Source organism: uncultured Psychroserpens sp., from assembly GCF_947500255.1.
Classification (GTDB): Bacteria; Bacteroidota; Bacteroidia; order Flavobacteriales; family Flavobacteriaceae; genus Psychroserpens.
Genome location: NZ_CANMRL010000001.1, coordinates 355469 through 369348, shown reverse-complemented (window position 1 = coordinate 369348; position 13880 = coordinate 355469). Strand labels below are relative to the sequence as shown.

Genomic DNA, 13880 nt, shown 5'->3' with positions numbered 1-13880 from the left:
GTTCGCAATTTGTATTTTGTTTTGGACGAAATACTAACTTAAGACTTACAATGATTTTTCGAATTTAATGTTAAAAAAGCCCCTAAGTATAGGGGCTCTTTTTGGTTTTAAGATTGAGGTGTGGTTATAATGTTTTTATTAATTCTTTGAACAGTATAATCATATCAGGTTCAGCTTTTGCAGCCATAGCGATTATTTCTCCAATATCAACTGGTTTTAAATCGTCGGGATCACATTCATCTGTTAAAACGGACACTGCGGCTACCTTTAAGTTCAAATGATTGGCAACTATAATTTCTGGGACAGTGCTCATACCAACAGCATCGGCTCCAATAATTTTAAGCATTCTGTACTCGGCTCTTGTTTCTAGCTGTGGGCCGACAACACTAGCATAGACGCCTTCATGTAGCTTAATATTGTTAGCTTTAGCTATAGCCTTAAATTTTTCATTTATGTCTAGATTATAAGGTGCGCTCATATCTGTAAAACGTTCGCCCAATTCTTCAACACCTTTAAATGCTAGAGGTGAGCTTCCTTGTAAATTGATATGGTCATCAATTAACATCAATTCTCCTTTTTTGAAATCTAAATTAATAGCTCCAGATGCATTAGAGACTAATAATGTTGTAATACCAAGTTTTTCCATAACACGAACAGGATAGGTTACATCTTGTAATGAATAGCCTTCGTAAACATGAAAACGCCCTTGCATTACAACTACTTTTTTACCAGCTAGATGTCCGTAAATAAGTTTTCCTTTATGGAATTCTACAGTTGCTGTTGGAAAATTTGGAATGTGATTATAGCTCACTTCATGAAGAACTTCAATTTCTTGGGTTAATAAACCAAGTCCTGTACCAAGTATGATGCCTATTTCTGGATTATCAAAGCCTTTTGATATGAGATAATCTGTCGATTCGGTTATTAGTTTAATCATGAGTTTTATAAAATGGTTTGAGTTGATCGTAATGTTTCATATCATCAAAAGTATCAATATCATTTAATTCTTTTAATAAATAGACATTACTATTTTGTAAATCTTTTAATGTGTCTTGACGAACAGTTTCGGTTCCCCAATCTTTGTTTTTAAATAATTTTGAGTGCTGTGTTTTCATGCCAAGTAGGTAATAACCACCATCCTTAGCAGGACCAATAACAACATCGTGAAGATTCAATTTCACAAAGGCTTCCTCTATAATGGTTTCATTTAAATCTAATAAGTCGCTTCCTATGATGACTAGTTTTTCATACCCAGAATCTAATAGTTCTTTAAAAGCATTATCCATGCGCTCACCAAGATTTTCTCCTTTTTGAAGTTTCTTACTGAAAAAGTTATGGCTCCAGATATCATCATAATTGATGTCAACAGAATAAAACACATAGCGATCAACTTGAACACCTTTAGCAACATTAGCTGTATGTTGAAGTAAATACTTATAAATATCCAATGCAGATTGATCTCCAAGTGTTTTGGCTAAACGTGTTTTGCATTTGCCTAATTCTGGATTTCGGGTAAATACGATTAGTGCATTTTTAGTCATTCGATTTCAATACTTTTGGATATACTTTTTTTCCTTTTTTTAGCCACTTTCCCCAATAACTTGAGCAAACATGTACACTATCTGTTGCTTTGTTTTTGATATTGTAAACATCAAAGTCTTTATTTTTCCATTCAATAATACCGCCAAAAAGATTCTTGACATTAGTATATCCTACTTTTTTTAATCTATTGGCTATCACTTCAGATCTTACGCCTAAAGTGCAATAGACAACAATGGCTTCATCTTTATTAGGGATTTGTTTTATTACCGTCTCTAACTTAAAATTATCATAACCCACATAAATAGCGTCTTTAAGATGACTTACATTAAATTCATCTAGCTCTCTAGCATCCAAAACAACAGCATTGGTTTTAGGCATAGCCAATTCTTGAACCGAAATATAAGGGACATTATTTTTGTTAAAACGCTTAAGTAAGTCGTCAAGCGTTTCTTGCCCATAAAGGGATAATGACGCAAAAGCAAAAATGAAGATTACTATTTTTCTCATAAAAAAAGAGGCCGTTTTAAATAATGAATAGCGCTTTCTTACTTAGCAACAACCACCACCATCGTAATGGAATGTTGATTCACTAATAAATATATCTTTTCTACCAAGATTGGTAAGATCAGCAGCCGTTTTATCACAAATTGCTAAAGGTTGATTCTTTAAAAGGACATGGCCTTTTTTATCATCAAAGTAATCCTCTTTACCAAAATAGATAGCAGCTTTTCCAGTAAAAATACAAGGACCATCTTCTGGCATCGGATCTTTAATTGCTGCTACTTCAATGGATTCAATGTAGATAAGTTCGTCAGTTGGATAATCTTCAGGATTCAAAATTCTGTAAGGCTTACGCGCTCTAATTTCTATGGTACCAAAGCCTACATCTGTTAATGCTTTAACGTAGTCGGCAATAGGAAGACTTCCGCTTAAACACAATGCACGTAAACGCTCATCATTTCTGAGTGTTTCATTCATAGGTTGCTCACAAGTAGGATCGCTCATTACCAATCGCCCATGAGGTTTTAAAACGCGATACATTTCTTCAATGGCACGTTTTAAATCTTCAGCTTTAAAAATATTAAAGAGGCAGTTTTGAGCAGCAACATCTATACTATTATCTTCAACAGGTAGATTAAGTGCATCTCCTTTTTTTAGATCTACAAACTCACTTTTAAACCAACTGTTTTGTTCTTCGGCGATTTTAAAGTTTTCTTTTGATGCTTCTAACATTTCATCAACGACATCAACACCAATAACACCATTTTTTTGTCGGTTGAAATATGAGAATTGCAATAATTCCATACCACCTCCAACACCAACATATAGCATTTTTGGGTTATTAGATAAATCTCTTGCATGTACAGTACTACCACAACCGTAATTCATTTCTTGCATTATTCTTGGGATTTTTAAGCCTGGTAATTCCCAAATAGGGTTGGTCGTGCAGCATAACCCAACATCTGGTGTTAAAGCAGCTTCTTTATAGACGTCATGTGTGGTTTCTAAGTAACTCATAGTTCAATTGTATTTTTAATAGGGTCGTTATGTGACACAAAATTTTATTTATAATTATTCAATCGCTTTTCTTCGTTATGAAGACGCAATATTTTAAAATCTAAGGATAAGGTATTCTAAACTAAGCTAGGCGAACCTTTATTAAAATAGGTATCTTTACTTAGTATTGAAACAAGGTTTATTGAAGTGTAATAAATCCTTTTTTCTATGGAAATGTATGTTTTTAAAAGTTGTTTTAGGTCATTTGAAATACGTTCAAACCTACTCATAACAGCCTTGATATCTGAAGTTTTATCGATATCTGAAAGCGTTTCTAAGTAATATAGATTTACTTTTTTAGAACGAATTAATCTTGAAATACTTCGGTTCAATCCAGATGTTTGCCACGGTAATTTCAAGAATGTTTCAACATTAAAATTAGATCGTTTTAATCCCATCAAGTAAAAACCACCATCTTTAGAAGGTCCCAAAACAACATCATTCTGTTCTAATTGTTGAACAGCTTTTAGAATATGTTTTGTTTGTAGGTGAGGCGTGTCATTTCCAATAGTGATAATGGCATCAAATCCTTTTTCATAAACAGATTGAATGGCATTAGTAAAACGTTCGCCAAAGGTTGAGCCAACTTGATTTTTTTCAGACGAATGAAAATAAGGTAAACCAGCACGCTCTACAATCTTTAAGGTTTGTGTATTGAGCGCATCAAATAAAACTTCCGATGATTGAAACGGTTTTTGTGCCGCTTCAAATTTGGCAGTATTTGCAAAGATTAATATGGCTGTTTTATTATTCATATATTAAGCTACGACACCTTGGCAACTACTTCCTGCACCAGCAGTGCAACCATAGCAGTGTTGCGAAATAACAATGTTTCTACCTTCTAGTAATTCTTCATTAAATTCCGAAATATGCTTGGCTTTACTGTTTACAGGTAATTCAAGCATTTGATTAAAGTCACAGTCAAATAAGTAACCATCCCAACTCACAGATAACGTATTGGTACACATGACATTGGCAACTGCTGCAGGATTGTAAGCATCAACCAATTGATACATATAATCTTCATAATTTTCTGAAGCAATTAAATAATCAAGAAATCTTGAGATTGGTAAATTGGTAATGGCAAAGAGATTGTGAAATTGTATTCCAAAATCTTCCATTAAAGCCTTTTTGAAATCTTTTTCCATCGACATTTGGTCTCCTGGTAAAAACGCACCAGATGGATTGTAAACCAAGTCTAATCGTAAATTACTGTCTGGCATTCCATACCCAACAGCATTCAGTTCTTGTAAGGCTTTAATTGATTTGTCAAAAACACCATCTCCACGCTGTTTATCAGTCTTTCCACGTGTCCAATGTGGCATAGAACTCACGACATGAACATTGTGTTTTTTAAAGAATTCAGGTAAATCGTAATACTTTTTATTGGCGCGAATAATGGTCAAGTTAGAACGTACAATAAAATCTTTGATTCCAACTTTTGCCGCTTCTTCAACAAACCATCTAAAATCGGGATTCATTTCTGGAGCACCTCCAGTTAAATCTAAGGTATGTGCACCAGAATTTTTAATCACCTCCAAACATTGTTGCATAGTCTCACGTGTCATGATTTCTTTTCGATCTGGACCAGCATCGACATGGCAATGTTCACAAACCTGATTACACATGTAACCAACATTAATCTGTAAAATTTCTAATTTTTTTGCTTTTAAAGGAAATTGACTTGTCTCTGAAATCTTATCTTTAAATGTAGGCAATTCTCCATTTTGGAAAATTCCATTAGATAAAATCTCTAGCTGTTTATTACTTTGAGCTAAGTCGCTTCCTTTTTTATGAAGGGATTGGGTCTTTAATTTCGTCATTTACAATTAACCGTCTAATTTATTTACTTTATTCATCATCTGCACACCATGCACTAAAGTGGCACCACTTTTTATAGCAGCTCCTACATGAATAGCTTCCATCATTTCTTCTTTGGTAACACCTCTTTGAAGACCATCTTTTGTGTAAGCATCAATACAATATGGACATTGTTCAGTATGCGCAACAGCTAAGGCAATCAAAGATTTTTCACGAGCTGAGAGCGCACCTTCTTCAAAAACTTTTCCATAGTATTCGAAGAATTTATTACCAAGTTCTTCACTCCATTCGGTGATTTTTCCAAACTTTCTTAAATCTGCTGGATCGTAATATGTTTTTGACATGTTTTTAAAATTTCAAAGGGTTATCTTATCTACGTAAAAAATAGATGTCGAGTTTTTGTCGCAATTAATTATCAAACTTAACAGAAAATTTACCAGAAAGCTAATTTATTTTTCAAGACAAAATTCAAATATGGTTTACAGCAAAAAAGTCTTACTTTTAAACGCGCTTTAGGTCAATAATGAAGAACTGGATAACACTATTATCAGAATTTAAAACTAAGCAACAACCTGTTGCTTTAGTAACTGTTACAAAATGCTTAGGGTCAACGCCTTGTGTCGTTGGCTCTCGAATGATAATTACTAATGATAATGTAGTTCATGGTACCATAGGAGGAGGGAAGTTAGAGTTTTTGGCTATTGATGAAGCTATAAATGCACTTCGTGAAAATAGAATTATTGAATCGAGTTACACCTTAGGACCAGAGTTTGAGCAATGCTGTGGAGGGAAAGTTGAATTTATTATAGAACCTATGAATCAATCACCAGAATTATTTTTATTTGGAGCAGGTCATATCGGACATGAAATTGCTAAGATTTTAGTAGATACACCTTTTGAAGTCAACCTTATCGATTCGCGTCATGATTGGTTTAAAAATTCAACGCTAGATGAAAGCATTAAGCTTTGTCAAGTTAATATAGATGACTTCAAGACGTTTAGAGATGTGGTTAGATGGGGAAACAATTGTTATGTCTTGGTGCTAACTCATGATCATTCCATCGACTTCGAAATTATTGCAATGGCTTTGCAGAATGAAACTCGATTTTTGGGTTTAATAGGAAGTAAAACGAAACGCGTGCGTTTTAATAATATGCTTATTAAAGAGATGAATATCGAAGCAGGAATGCGTGATGTTGTTTGTCCGATAGGATTGGAAATTGGAGGGAATACACCTAAAGAAATAGCAATAAGCGTTGCTGCACAACTACTTCAAGAGCATTATACGTCTAAAGCCTAACTGAATAGCGTTTCACTCAAGGCATAATAAATAGCCATTAATGCTGAAAACAGAGCACTTGCTAAAAAGCGCCACTTGAGTTTAAATCGGTTCTGAATTAGATAATTAGCCATAAACGAAATTAAAATATTAGCCACAAATGACCAGAAGGCGATTTCTAATAATGGCCAACCTATGGCTTCAAATTGGCCAGAAAACAACTTGATGAATAATAAATGTCTAGCAATCCACAATGGATTGAAATACAAAATGGCCAATCCTGTTTTGGTTAAGGTTGCTTTTATCCCTTTTAAGTGGTGTGTTTTTTTTACGATCCAATCAAAATAGTTTGGAATCTCAAAAGCGTAAAAAGTCGCACCAATCAATAACATTCCTAGAAGGCGTGTCCATAAAAATTCGTCAAGCAAAAGTGCAGCAACCGTATCACCTGCACTATAAATGAGTGCGCCTTTTAGAATGTTTTGTTTTTTGTAGTATAGTGGAATAAGCTTTATGTTTTAATTGATATCCGATTTTAGTAAGCAGTAAATTTCGCTATCTAAGAATTGTCCATTGTAATAAAAATTTTCTCTAAAATAGGCTTCTAATTTAAATCCGAATTTAAGCAATAGCGTCTTTGAGTTTTCATTGTCAATATTGACATTCGCTTCTAAACTATGAAGGTTTAAATCATTAAAGCCAAAACGAATCAGTGTATTCATTGCTTCTGTCATGTAACCTTTACCCCAAAAATCAGGATGTAAAATATAGCCTATTTCGCCTCTAGCGTTTTTTCTGTCAATTCTCCAGATGCCAAAATCGCCAACAAGTTGATTGCTAGTTTTATCTATAAAGGCCCAAGTAATTCCTTTACCTTCTTCAAAAGCCGTGTGGTATCCTTTAATTCTTTTTTCTGTATCTGAAACATGCGTCGGTATTTCGGTATCCATATATTTAGATACAGCCTGATGACTTCTCATCTTTAAAAGTGCTTCAGCATGTTCAATGTTATAAGCCTTGAATACAAGTCGTTCACTTTCCAATTCAGGAAAGGTATCAAAAACGTGTTCGTTTACTTGAGTTTGCATAATGGTCTTAGTTTAGTTGTTTTCATATAGACTCATTAGTACTTTTTCTGGTGTCATTGGTGCATGAAACTTCAAATCATAATTAGGATTAAAAGCTTTGATTGCATTTTGAAGTGCGAAATAAGCGCCAATACCGTACATTAATGGAGGCTCACCTACAGCCTTTGATTTTAAAATAGCGAGTTCGTGCCCTGTTGTTTCAACTGGAATCACTTCAACGTTTTTAGGCACTGAAAATAAATCAGGAATCTTGTATGTTGATAAAGCGTTTGAAAGCAAGCGTCCTTCCTCATTATAGGCAATGTCCTCCATTGTCATCCAGCCAATACCTTGGGCAAGTGCGCCTTCAACTTGACCGAGATCAATCCCTTCGCTCATGCTTTTTCCGTAGTCATGAACAATTTTAACCGAATCAAATTCATATGTGCCTCGAGTACAATCTACTGTTGTGGTAATGATTGCCGTTCCGTAAACATGATAGGCAAATGGGTGTCCCTTTTCTTTGGTTTTATCGAAGTGAATTTCTGGTGTAGCGTAATGCGCATTTTCAGTTAAAGCGACGCGCTTGAGCATTGTTTTACTGATAAGTTCTGTCCATGATAAATTTGATTTTTTATTATTGATATAAACAAACTCATCTTTCAATTCTATAGTATCTTCGGAAACGTTTAGTTCTTCAGAAGCGACGGTCTTTAGCCTTTCCAATAATGCCTTACAAGCTTTTAAGGTTGCTTTTCCATTTAGATCTGCTGTCGAACTAGCAGCAGAAGGTGATGTATTGGCAACTCTTGTTGTATTGGTTGTTTCAATCTTAATGTGTTCAATAGGAACAGAAAATACATCTGAAGCAATTTGCATCATTTTGGTATTTACACCTTGTCCCATTTCAACGGCTGCTGTACTGATACCAATACTACCATCAAGATAAATATGTACTAAGGCTCGAGCGTGATTCATTGGTGTATTGGTAAATGAAATACCAAAGGTTATTGGCATTACTGCTAATCCTTTTTTAAAGTTTGAATTGTTTGCGTTGAAATCTTCAACTTCTTTTTCTAGAGTATTAATGTTATAGATAGACTTTGCCGAATCCCAAGTGTTTTTTGCTTCAACTTTTTTGGCAATTTGACCATAAGAGAAGGAGTCATTTTCATCTAGTAAATTAACTTCCTGAATGGCTCTGGCTGTTACTCCAATTTCATTTGCAGCTTTGGCAATAGCAGACTCAATAACAAACATGCCCTGCGGTCCTCCAAAGCCTCTAAAAGCTGTATTAGGAGGCAAGTTGGTCTTACAACTTATGACTGTAGTTTTTACATGCGGCACAAAATAACTATTCGTGGCATGAAATAAGGTGCGTTCAGCAATAGCAGGAGATAGGTCGGCTGCAGCTCCAGAATTTTGAAGAAACTCAGCTTCGTAAGCAAGAATTTTCAAATCTTTTGATAAGCCAATCTTATACGTGCTTTCATATGGATGACGCTTTCCAGTCATTCGCAAATCGTCATGACGATTCAGTATTAATTTTACCGATTGATTTAAATGATAGGTTGCCAAAGCAGCCATAACTGCCCATGGTGTTGCTTGGTCTTCTTTTCCTCCAAAACCACCACCAAGTCTGGTAACATCAACTTCTATTTTATGCATGGCAACACCCAAAACTTGAGCTGTTGTTTTTTGAACAGCTGTAGGACCTTGAGTAGATGAGGTAATCTTTATCGTTCCATTTTCCAGAGGTTCGGCATAGGCACCTTGCGATTCGATATATAAATGTTCTTGACCATTTGAGAACGTCTCGCCTTCAAAAATATAATCACAGTCTTTAAATGCTTTTTGAGTATCGCCCAAACTAAATGAACGTGGCGCATTGATAAAACTTTCTTTGGCTTTGGCTTGTTTTGCAGTAGTAATGACAGGAAGTTCTTCAATTTCAATATCTATTAATTGTCTTGCTTTTCGGGCAATTAATTCGGTTTCAGCCACAATCAAGGCAATAGGCATTCCCCAAAAATGAACCTCCTTTTCAGCAAATAAAGGCTCGTCTGGTATGATACCTCCAATTTGGTTTTTTCCGGGTACATCTTTATACGTAAAAATACGTTTAACACCTTCTAGGGCTTCAGCCTTAGTGTAATCTATATGTTTTATCTTTCCATGTGCTTTTGGTGAATCAAATACAACCGCATGAAAGGTACCTTGTCTAATATTAACATCGTCAACGTATAAAGATTCGCCTCTAACGTGCGTATAGGAATCCATGTTTTTGATACTCTGCTTTATTGACATGGAAACAGTATCTAGTTTAGAATCTAAAATGTTATTTGATTTGTGTTTATGCATGCTGGACAAAGTCGTTTAGAGTAAATTGTTTTGGAAATAACGTTATGAAATGAGCAAAGAACAACTGTCTAGCCAATAAGCGTTTGTAATCACTAGAACCACGAACATCACTTATTGGAGCAATTTCGTTTTGAAGTATGTTGTTGGCTTCGATAATAGTTTCTGGAGTTAATGATTTGCCATTTAAAAATTTAGATGTGTTGTGCAAATATTTAGGAATGGCTGCCACACCACCAATAGATACATGAGCCTCGGAAATACGATCATTAGCTATATGCATATGTATTGCAGAATTTACACTAGCAATATCTAAATGTGTACGTTTACATACTTTTTCAAAATTAAAAACCGATTGACTTGTTGGTAATGTAAAGCTAATATCTTTTAAAAGTTCTCCATCCTTTAGATCGAAAGTTTTATAGCCTTGATAGAAGTTTTTGAGCGGAAGAGACCGTTCTTTTTGGTTTTTATCTGTTATTGTTATATCACTATTGAGTGCTAAAAAGAAAATAGTCATATCTCCAATGGGAGAGGCGTTAACAAGATTACCACCTAAGGAAGCCATATTTCTAATCTGCTCTGATGAGACTAGTTTTAAATGTGCTTTAAGGCGAGGAAAGTACGTGTTAAGTTGACTGTGGTTCCATAGATCTGAAACTGTAGAACTGGTTCCAACTTTGCAAACGTTATCATTAATTGAAATACCTTTTAAATAGTTTTTTTCGGCAATAAGATGTACTGAATTGTCTGCTAAATGATCGGCTTGTTGCACATATAAATCTGTTCCGCCAGCGACATACTTTCCTTTAGGTTGTTCTCTGTCTTTTGCTTCTAGATCTTGCAAGCGCTTAGCGATCGTAGAAAAATAATCAGGCACAAATCCGTTTTTAATAAGCCAGTCAAAGTTGGGTTGAGTTTTATGTTCTTTTAAATTACTCACCATTTGATGAGCGGCCTTTTCAATAGATTTATAGCCTGTACATCTACAAATGTTTCCGCTAATAGCATCAAGTGCGTTACTATAGTTTTTTTCAGAATTTGATAATGCGAAACCAGTAAGTGCTACCACAAAACCTGGTGTGCAAAAACCGCATTGTGTGGCATAATTAGCTTTCATTGCTTCTTGTGCAATGGTGAGTTCATTTTGGAGATTGGTACCTTCAACAGTAACTATATGCTTGCCATGTGCATTTCCTAAAGGGGAGATACATGACGTAATACTTTGATAGTTTACATGTCCATTTTCTAGAGTGCCAACTAAAACTGTACACGCACCACAATCACCTTCACGACAACCAATTTTGGTTCCAGTAAGACGCTGTTCATAGCGTACAAAATCCAACAAGGTCATCCCAGAATGTTCTGAGGTTCTAATGGGTGTATTATTTAAAATGAAGGTAATCATTAACTAATATTCGGTTTTATCTTCTTTCTTTGTCCATTCTTGAAATGGTTCGAGCGCAATCTCACGAGCTAATTGTTCAAATGGAATACTTCTTTCGTTGTAAGGCAACGGGATTTCTTTATAAATAAATTCATCATCAAAGCCAATATTAGCGGCATCTACTTGATTACTTCCATAGTATACGCGATCTGGACGAGCCCAATAGATAGCACCTAAGCACATAGGACAAGGTTCACAAGAGGTGTAAATTTCACAACCATCTAATTGAAATGAATCCAGGTTTTTACAGGCATCTCTTATTGCTGTAACTTCTGCATGCGCTGTTGGATCATTGGTTGAAGTTACTTTATTATTTCCGCGTCCTATGATTTTTCCATCTTTTACAATCACACAACCAAAAGGACCTCCTTCATTATTGTTCATTCCTTTTAAGGCAGCATTTACTGCTTCTTTCATGAATTTTTCATTCTCACTCATATATGTTGTTTTCTTTTTATTTTCTGAAGAATTGAAACCTTAATTAAAGTATTGTTTCAAAAATTCGTTAGCATTTATAAATAGCACACGATCTATTATTTCACTTGCTGAAATCTGATTTCTAGCTTGTAATTTTGTAGCATTTGCATTGAGGTAATCTTGTGCTTTCTCAATGAGATAGGGTTTAATATCTTTTATGTTTTCTGCAGTCCATAGGCCTTTTATAGGATTAACAATGCCGTCAAAATCAGATCCAATAGCTATGGTTTCCCAACAAAATAAATCATTTTTATCTAAGAGTTCAGCAATATGCTGAATTTGTCTCCAGATTAACTCAGATTTATTTCTGTAACGCCTTTTTTTACTAGGCCAATAAATTCTGGAACTTCTTATTGCTTTTTTACTAGCTATACGACGTTCATCTAACTGCAGTCCAAAAATACCTTTTGATTTTGCAATACGCAAGATTTCTGAATCATAAAAATTGATATCATCTGCTCTGAAATATTTACCCAAGGGTGTATCTGAACTATTAGATTCTGAGATTGAGCGTTTTCCATTAACAGCACCATGACTTACAATGATTGGAATATCTTGATTTGAATACGTAGTTTCCAATAGCTTATAATAACTTGTTCTGGATGCTTTGCTCATATGTTTGATATCAATGAAGATACGTTTTCCAGTAGAATTATCAAGGAGCTTATCAATCACTTTAAATCCCAAATCTGTAATGTCTGTGTTAAGTCCGCGATTTTGATTTTTCTTAATCAAACCAATACTAATACTTCTCGCATGACCACAAATTTCATTGTAGAAATGATGGGCTAGAGTGATAAAAAAAGGTTGGTGTTCCCAGTTTTTTACAGTGTCTATATTGTTTAAAACAGTTGTTTCATCTGCCATGTCATTATCTTTGTCTAATCCAGTTTCGAATGCATGAGCACCTTCTATTGTTGGGACTAGACTTATAATTTTTCTGGTATCTGTTGAGGTGTTCTTATGGTTGGAAATTTCAGCATAACTATTGACCAAGCGATAGGTATAGGTAACACCTTTAATGACTTCTGCAAAATTGTGACGCTGCATATAATAATCATACTCATCATTTAGGTCTTGAAAATAACTATTGTGATTTCTGAGGTTGTCAATGCGTTTCTGACTCACACCTGCAGCTAAATTGACCAATAGATCAGATACAAATTTAAAACCCAACATCTTTTTCTTTAAAAAGTGCTTCTCAAAAGGATATAACGAAATTACCATCACATAGCAATTGGCTTTAGCAACTGCAGTGACATCAGTTTGAGTAAATTTGGTGAGCGTTAATAATCTATTCACTTGACGTTCTAGAAAATTGGGTGGACTGTAATGCCAAATGGAATTTTTACGACCGCTATGACTTGCGTTTTGCTTTGGAGGATCGTACTTAAAACTCTTTCCGAAAGGTTTTAATGAGGGATGACAATGTAGATCAATGTATGACATGCTCATTTAGAATTGGTTAGATACTGAAAAGATATTCATTTTTTGTTAGAATTTAGATGAAATCGATTCAAAATCATTAGTTTAGAATCCTAAACTTAATTTAATCTGCTTATATGATTTACTTCATTATCTTCATTGGCCTCTTCGTTTTCGTGGGTTATACTTTTTATAAGATGAATACTAAAAAGGCCAAACCATTTCCGCAACATTGGCATCCAATCTTAATGAAAGAGGTAAAGTTTTACAAAAACCTTGAGAGTACAGAGCAGAAGCGTTTTCAAAATAGAATGATGCAATTTTTGAGTGAGATTTATATTGATAGTGTTGATGTTGATCTTGTTGAATTAGATAAGATATTGATTGCTGCAAGTGCAGTAATCCCTGTATTTGCTTTTAAAGAATGGTATTACCCAACAGTAAGTGGTGTCATTTTATATCCTGATAATTTTAATGAGGATTTTGAGTTTTCACATAAAAGTAAATCTAAACGTATTGCAGGTGTTGTTGGTACAGGTCGTTTGGAAGGTAAAATGATTTTATCAAAAAAGGCGTTGTATCATGGTTTTAAGAATTCAAATGATAAACGAAATACAGCCGTTCATGAATTTATACATCTTATTGACAAGATGGACGACAAGATTGATGGCATCCCAGAAATACTAATGGAAAATGTCAATGCCATTCCTTGGCTAAAATTGATGCACGACGAAATGGAGGCTATTAATAACGATAAATCCGATATTAGAGCGTATGGTGGTACTAAGCAAGCCGAATTCTTTGCTGTCGCTTCAGAGTATTTTTTTGAAAACCCTAAACTCATGAAACGCAAACATCCTGAATTATACCAAATGATGGCAGCTTGTTTTCGGGTTAAAGTGTGATA

15 protein-coding genes are annotated in these 13880 nt (G+C 34.7%); 2 read left to right on the top strand and 13 right to left on the bottom strand.

The window, feature by feature from the left end; all coding sequences use genetic code 11:
- Positions 1–124: 124 nt before the first annotated feature.
- The 7 genes from Q0783_RS01510 to Q0783_RS01480 all read right to left on the bottom strand — a co-directional run bounded on the left by Q0783_RS01510 (position 125) and on the right by Q0783_RS01480 (position 5264).
- Positions 125–937 carry a purine-nucleoside phosphorylase gene (locus tag Q0783_RS01510; RefSeq protein ID WP_298754699.1) on the bottom strand — a complete coding sequence of 271 codons (813 nt, stop codon included), beginning with the start codon at positions 935–937 and terminating at the stop codon, positions 125–127.
- Complete coding sequence (locus Q0783_RS01505) at positions 930–1541, bottom strand: TIGR04282 family arsenosugar biosynthesis glycosyltransferase (protein WP_298754701.1); 612 nt, start codon at positions 1539–1541, stop codon at positions 930–932. The genes Q0783_RS01510 and Q0783_RS01505 overlap by 8 nt, the downstream gene beginning before the upstream one ends.
- On the bottom strand, positions 1534–2049 hold the full coding sequence (locus Q0783_RS01500; protein WP_298754703.1) for a rhodanese-like domain-containing protein: 516 nt from the start codon (positions 2047–2049) through the stop codon (positions 1534–1536). Before Q0783_RS01500 ends, Q0783_RS01505 begins: the two co-directional genes overlap by 8 nt.
- Before the next feature lie 42 nt (positions 2050–2091).
- The gene (gene arsM / locus Q0783_RS01495; protein WP_298754706.1) at positions 2092–3060 is read right to left on the bottom strand and encodes an arsenosugar biosynthesis arsenite methyltransferase ArsM; all 969 of its coding nucleotides are present in this window, start codon (positions 3058–3060) and stop codon (positions 2092–2094) included.
- 116 nt (positions 3061–3176) lie between these two features.
- Positions 3177–3854 carry a DUF2064 domain-containing protein gene (locus Q0783_RS01490; RefSeq protein ID WP_298754708.1) on the bottom strand — a complete coding sequence of 226 codons (678 nt, stop codon included), beginning with the start codon at positions 3852–3854 and terminating at the stop codon, positions 3177–3179.
- Positions 3855–3857: 3 nt separating this feature from the next.
- Positions 3858–4922 carry an arsenosugar biosynthesis radical SAM (seleno)protein ArsS gene (arsS, locus tag Q0783_RS01485; protein ID WP_298754710.1) on the bottom strand — a complete coding sequence of 355 codons (1065 nt, stop codon included), beginning with the start codon at positions 4920–4922 and terminating at the stop codon, positions 3858–3860.
- Between the two features lie 6 nt (positions 4923–4928).
- On the bottom strand, positions 4929–5264 hold the full coding sequence (locus Q0783_RS01480; protein ID WP_008270413.1) for an arsenosugar biosynthesis-associated peroxidase-like protein: 336 nt from the start codon (positions 5262–5264) through the stop codon (positions 4929–4931).
- Between the two features lie 179 nt (positions 5265–5443).
- Here Q0783_RS01480 and xdhC point away from each other — a divergent pair, with 179 nt between their 5' ends.
- Positions 5444–6220: a xanthine dehydrogenase accessory protein XdhC gene (xdhC, locus tag Q0783_RS01475; RefSeq protein ID WP_298754712.1), complete on the top strand. Its 777-nt coding sequence runs from the start codon at positions 5444–5446 to the stop codon at positions 6218–6220.
- Here xdhC and Q0783_RS01470 read toward each other — a convergent pair.
- The 6 genes from Q0783_RS01470 to Q0783_RS01445 all read right to left on the bottom strand — a co-directional run bounded on the left by Q0783_RS01470 (position 6217) and on the right by Q0783_RS01445 (position 13003).
- Positions 6217–6627: a hypothetical protein gene (locus Q0783_RS01470; RefSeq protein WP_298754714.1), complete on the bottom strand. Its 411-nt coding sequence runs from the start codon at positions 6625–6627 to the stop codon at positions 6217–6219. The genes xdhC and Q0783_RS01470 overlap by 4 nt on opposite strands.
- A 90-nt stretch (positions 6628–6717) precedes the next feature.
- A complete protein-coding gene (locus Q0783_RS01465) occupies positions 6718–7287 on the bottom strand; it encodes a GNAT family protein (protein WP_298754717.1) in 570 nt (189 codons plus the stop codon).
- A 12-nt stretch (positions 7288–7299) separates the two neighbouring features.
- A complete protein-coding gene (locus Q0783_RS01460; RefSeq protein ID WP_298892697.1) occupies positions 7300–9627 on the bottom strand; it encodes a molybdopterin cofactor-binding domain-containing protein in 2328 nt (775 codons plus the stop codon).
- Complete coding sequence (locus tag Q0783_RS01455; RefSeq protein ID WP_298754721.1) at positions 9620–11032, bottom strand: FAD binding domain-containing protein; 1413 nt, start codon at positions 11030–11032, stop codon at positions 9620–9622. Before Q0783_RS01455 ends, Q0783_RS01460 begins: the two co-directional genes overlap by 8 nt.
- 3 nt (positions 11033–11035) lie before the next feature.
- On the bottom strand, positions 11036–11509 hold the full coding sequence (locus Q0783_RS01450; protein WP_298754722.1) for a nucleoside deaminase: 474 nt from the start codon (positions 11507–11509) through the stop codon (positions 11036–11038).
- A 39-nt stretch (positions 11510–11548) separates the two neighbouring features.
- Entirely contained in the window at positions 11549–13003 is a 1455-nt protein-coding gene (locus Q0783_RS01445) for a membrane dipeptidase (RefSeq protein WP_298892695.1), read from the bottom strand.
- Positions 13004–13170: 167 nt separating this feature from the next.
- Between Q0783_RS01445 and Q0783_RS01440 the strand changes: the two genes are divergently transcribed.
- Positions 13171–13878 carry a M90 family metallopeptidase gene (locus tag Q0783_RS01440; protein WP_298892694.1) on the top strand — a complete coding sequence of 236 codons (708 nt, stop codon included), beginning with the start codon at positions 13171–13173 and terminating at the stop codon, positions 13876–13878.
- The last annotated feature ends 2 nt before the right edge of the window (positions 13879–13880 follow it).

Coding starts and splice junctions, on each gene's coding strand:
- Q0783_RS01510 (WP_298754699.1), bottom strand. CDS start 937: ATGATTAAACTAATAACCGAATCGACAGATTATCTCATATCAAAAGGC.
- Q0783_RS01505 (WP_298754701.1), bottom strand. CDS start 1,541: ATGACTAAAAATGCACTAATCGTATTTACCCGAAATCCAGAATTAGGC.
- Q0783_RS01500 (WP_298754703.1), bottom strand. CDS start 2,049: ATGAGAAAAATAGTAATCTTCATTTTTGCTTTTGCGTCATTATCCCTT.
- arsM (WP_298754706.1), bottom strand. CDS start 3,060: ATGAGTTACTTAGAAACCACACATGACGTCTATAAAGAAGCTGCTTTA.
- Q0783_RS01490 (WP_298754708.1), bottom strand. CDS start 3,854: ATGAATAATAAAACAGCCATATTAATCTTTGCAAATACTGCCAAATTT.
- arsS (WP_298754710.1), bottom strand. CDS start 4,922: ATGACGAAATTAAAGACCCAATCCCTTCATAAAAAAGGAAGCGACTTA.
- Q0783_RS01480 (WP_008270413.1), bottom strand. CDS start 5,264: ATGTCAAAAACATATTACGATCCAGCAGATTTAAGAAAGTTTGGAAAA.
- xdhC (WP_298754712.1), top strand. CDS start 5,444: ATGAAGAACTGGATAACACTATTATCAGAATTTAAAACTAAGCAACAA.
- Q0783_RS01465 (WP_298754717.1), bottom strand. CDS start 7,287: ATGCAAACTCAAGTAAACGAACACGTTTTTGATACCTTTCCTGAATTG.
- Q0783_RS01460 (WP_298892697.1), bottom strand. CDS start 9,627: ATGCATAAACACAAATCAAATAACATTTTAGATTCTAAACTAGATACT.
- Q0783_RS01455 (WP_298754721.1), bottom strand. CDS start 11,032: ATGATTACCTTCATTTTAAATAATACACCCATTAGAACCTCAGAACAT.
- Q0783_RS01450 (WP_298754722.1), bottom strand. CDS start 11,509: ATGAGTGAGAATGAAAAATTCATGAAAGAAGCAGTAAATGCTGCCTTA.
- Q0783_RS01445 (WP_298892695.1), bottom strand. CDS start 13,003: ATGAGCATGTCATACATTGATCTACATTGTCATCCCTCATTAAAACCT.
- Q0783_RS01440 (WP_298892694.1), top strand. CDS start 13,171: ATGAATACTAAAAAGGCCAAACCATTTCCGCAACATTGGCATCCAATC.